We start from the raw sequence: 3,397 nt of genomic DNA on the forward strand, positions 1-3,397 counted from the left end.
TGTGAATGTTGATTTCTAGTCTTTGACTAGTTCGTTCTTTAAAAATTTGGGTATGTGATAGAAAGATAGACTGAACGTTACTTTCACTGGTAACGGATCAGGCTAAGGTAAAATTTGTGAGTTGCTCTTAGGAGCTCAATCGAATTTTCGGCGAATGTCGTCTTCACAGTATAACCAGATTGCTTGGGGTTATATGGTCAAGTGAAGAAGCGCATACGGTGGATGCCTTGGCAGTCAGAGGCGATGAAAGACGTGGTAGCCTGCGAAAAGCTTCGGGGAGTCGGCAAACAGACTTTGATCCGGAGATGTCTGAATGGGGGAACCCAGCCATCATAAGATGGTTATCTTGTACTGAATACATAGGTGCAAGAGGCGAACCAGGGGAACTGAAACATCTAAGTACCCTGAGGAAAAGAAATCAACCGAGATTCCCTTAGTAGTGGCGAGCGAACGGGGACCAGCCCTTAAGTGGCTTTGAGATTAGCGGAACGCTCTGGAAAGTGCGGCCATAGTGGGTGATAGCCCTGTACGCGAAAATCTCTTAGTCATGAAATCGAGTAGGACGGAGCACGAGAAACTTTGTCTGAATATGGGGGGACCATCCTCCAAGGCTAAATACTACTGACTGACCGATAGTGAACTAGTACCGTGAGGGAAAGGCGAAAAGAACCCCGGAGAGGGGAGTGAAATAGATCCTGAAACCGTATGCGTACAAGCAGTGGGAGCCCACTTTGTTGGGTGACTGCGTACCTTTTGTATAATGGGTCAGCGACTTATTTTCAGTGGCGAGCTTAACCGAATAGGGGAGGCGTAGCGAAAGCGAGTCTTAATAGGGCGTCTAGTCGCTGGGAATAGACCCGAAACCGGGCGATCTATCCATGGGCAGGTTGAAGGTTGGGTAACACTAACTGGAGGACCGAACCGACTACCGTTGAAAAGTTAGCGGATGACCTGTGGATCGGAGTGAAAGGCTAATCAAGCTCGGAGATAGCTGGTTCTCCTCGAAAGCTATTTAGGTAGCGCCTCATGTATCACTGTAGGGGGTAGAGCACTGTTTCGGCTAGGGGGTCATCCCGACTTACCAAACCGATGCAAACTCCGAATACCTACAAGTGCCGAGCATGGGAGACACACGGCGGGTGCTAACGTCCGTCGTGAAAAGGGAAACAACCCAGACCGTCAGCTAAGGTCCCAAAGTTATGGTTAAGTGGGAAACGATGTGGGAAGGCTTAGACAGCTAGGAGGTTGGCTTAGAAGCAGCCACCCTTTAAAGAAAGCGTAATAGCTCACTAGTCGAGTCGGCCTGCGCGGAAGATGTAACGGGGCTCAAACCATACACCGAAGCTACGGGTATCACTTAGGTGATGCGGTAGAGGAGCGTTCTGTAAGCCTGTGAAGGTGAGTTGAGAAGCTTGCTGGAGGTATCAGAAGTGCGAATGCTGACATGAGTAACGACAATGGGTGTGAAAAACACCCACGCCGAAAGACCAAGGTTTCCTGCGCAACGTTAATCGACGCAGGGTTAGTCGGTCCCTAAGGCGAGGCTGAAAAGCGTAGTCGATGGAAAACAGGTTAATATTCCTGTACTTCTGGTTATTGCGATGGAGGGACGGAGAAGGCTAGGCCAGCTTGGCGTTGGTTGTCCAAGTTTAAGGTGGTAGGCTGGAATCTTAGGTAAATCCGGGATTCTAAGGCCGAGAGCTGATGACGAGTGTTCTTTTAGAACACGAAGTGGTTGATGCCATGCTTCCAAGAAAAGCTTCTAAGCTTCAGGTAACCAGGAACCGTACCCCAAACCGACACAGGTGGTTGGGTAGAGAATACCAAGGCGCTTGAGAGAACTCGGGTGAAGGAACTAGGCAAAATGGCACCGTAACTTCGGGAGAAGGTGCGCCGGTGAGGGTGAAGGACTTGCTCCGTAAGCCCACGCCGGTCGAAGATACCAGGCCGCTGCGACTGTTTATTAAAAACACAGCACTCTGCAAACACGAAAGTGGACGTATAGGGTGTGACGCCTGCCCGGTGCCGGAAGGTTAATTGATGGGGTTAGCTAACGCGAAGCTCTTGATCGAAGCCCCGGTAAACGGCGGCCGTAACTATAACGGTCCTAAGGTAGCGAAATTCCTTGTCGGGTAAGTTCCGACCTGCACGAATGGCGTAACGATGGCGGCGCTGTCTCCACCCGAGACTCAGTGAAATTGAAATCGCTGTGAAGATGCAGTGTATCCGCGGCTAGACGGAAAGACCCCGTGAACCTTTACTATAGCTTTGCACTGGACTTTGAATTTGCTTGTGTAGGATAGGTGGGAGGCTTTGAAGCGTGGACGCCAGTTCGCGTGGAGCCAACCTTGAAATACCACCCTGGCAACTTTGAGGTTCTAACTCAGGTCCGTTATCCGGATCGAGGACAGTGTATGGTGGGTAGTTTGACTGGGGCGGTCTCCTCCTAAAGAGTAACGGAGGAGTACGAAGGTGCGCTCAGACCGGTCGGAAATCGGTCGTAGAGTATAAAGGCAAAAGCGCGCTTGACTGCGAGACAGACACGTCGAGCAGGTACGAAAGTAGGTCTTAGTGATCCGGTGGTTCTGTATGGAAGGGCCATCGCTCAACGGATAAAAGGTACTCCGGGGATAACAGGCTGATACCGCCCAAGAGTTCATATCGACGGCGGTGTTTGGCACCTCGATGTCGGCTCATCACATCCTGGGGCTGAAGCCGGTCCCAAGGGTATGGCTGTTCGCCATTTAAAGTGGTACGCGAGCTGGGTTTAGAACGTCGTGAGACAGTTCGGTCCCTATCTGCCGTGGACGTTTGAGATTTGAGAGGGGCTGCTCCTAGTACGAGAGGACCGGAGTGGACGAACCTCTGGTGTTCCGGTTGTCACGCCAGTGGCATTGCCGGGTAGCTATGTTCGGAATAGATAACCGCTGAAAGCATCTAAGCGGGAAACTAGCCTCAAGATGAGATCTCACTGGGACCTTGAGTCCCCTGAAGGGCCGTCGAAGACTACGACGTTGATAGGTTGGGTGTGTAAGCGCTGTGAGGCGTTGAGCTAACCAATACTAATTGCCCGTGAGGCTTGACCATATAACACCCAAGCAATTTGCGTCGAAAGGCCAGATTGCGGTGTGTGAAGACGAAACGAACCGAAAGTTCGAAATACTCACAAAACACCAAGCTGTCACATACCCATTTTGCTGAAGCGCGGCCAGCTGGCCACGGTTCGGTACCCGAATTTCTTGACGACCATAGAGCATTGGAACCACCTGATCCCATCCCGAACTCAGCAGTGAAACGATGCATCGCCGATGGTAGTGTGGGGTTTCCCCATGTGAGAGTAGGTCATCGTCAAGATTAAATTCCGAAACCCCAATTGCGAAAGCAGTTGGGGTTTTGT

The 3,397-nt window shown here is 51.1% G+C and carries 2 rRNA genes; both read left to right on the top strand.

Going from position 1 to position 3,397, the window contains the following annotated elements:
• Window positions 1-195: 195 nt before the first annotated feature.
• Window positions 196-3,087, top strand: a 23S ribosomal RNA gene (locus tag CKW15_RS27635).
• 151 nt (window positions 3,088-3,238) lie between these two features.
• A 5S ribosomal RNA gene (gene rrf, locus CKW15_RS27640) occupies window positions 3,239-3,354 on the top strand.
• Window positions 3,355-3,397 lie beyond the last annotated feature (43 nt).

The sequence above is a fragment of the Pseudomonas sp. Irchel s3b5 genome, assembly GCF_900187435.1.
Classification (GTDB): Bacteria; Pseudomonadota; Gammaproteobacteria; order Pseudomonadales; family Pseudomonadaceae; genus Aquipseudomonas.